A 638-nucleotide genomic window follows, 5' to 3' on the forward strand; every position below is an offset into this window, starting at 1 on the left:
CCGATAACTTTAGCAACAACACCCGCGCCTACAGTACGGCCGCCTTCACGGATTGCGAAACGCAGACCGTCGTCCATCGCGATTGGGTGGATCAGGGTAACAACCATCTGGATGTTGTCACCAGGCATTACCATCTCAACGCCTTCTGGCAGTTCGATAGTACCGGTTACGTCAGTTGTACGGAAGTAGAACTGAGGACGGTAGCCTTTGAAGAATGGAGTGTGACGACCGCCTTCATCTTTAGACAGGATGTACACTTCAGATTCGAATTTAGTGTGTGGCTTGATGGTGCCTGGTTTAGCCAGTACCTGACCACGTTCGATTTCTTCACGTTTGATACCACGCAGCAGAACACCTACGTTCTCACCAGCACGGCCTTCGTCCAGCAGTTTGCGGAACATTTCTACGCCAGTACAGGTAGACTTAACAGTGTCTTTGATACCAACGATTTCAACTTCTTCACCAACTTTGATGATACCGCGTTCTACACGACCGGTAACAACGGTACCACGACCAGAGATGGAGAATACGTCTTCGATTGGCAGCAGGAACGGCTTGTCGATAGCACGCTCTGGTTCTGGGATATAGGTATCCAGGAAGCCAGCCAGTTCGATGATTTTCGCTTCCCACTCTGCTTC

At 50.3% G+C, this 638-nt stretch carries 1 protein-coding gene; it reads right to left on the reverse strand.

Features of this window, described 5'->3' with window-relative positions:
* On the reverse strand, positions 1–638 hold a 638-nt coding region (locus tag JK154_RS17620; protein ID WP_249215999.1), incomplete at both ends, for an EF-Tu/IF-2/RF-3 family GTPase.

This window comes from Citrobacter sp. JGM124 (genome assembly GCF_018257795.1).
Classification (GTDB): Bacteria; Pseudomonadota; Gammaproteobacteria; order Enterobacterales; family Enterobacteriaceae; genus JGM124.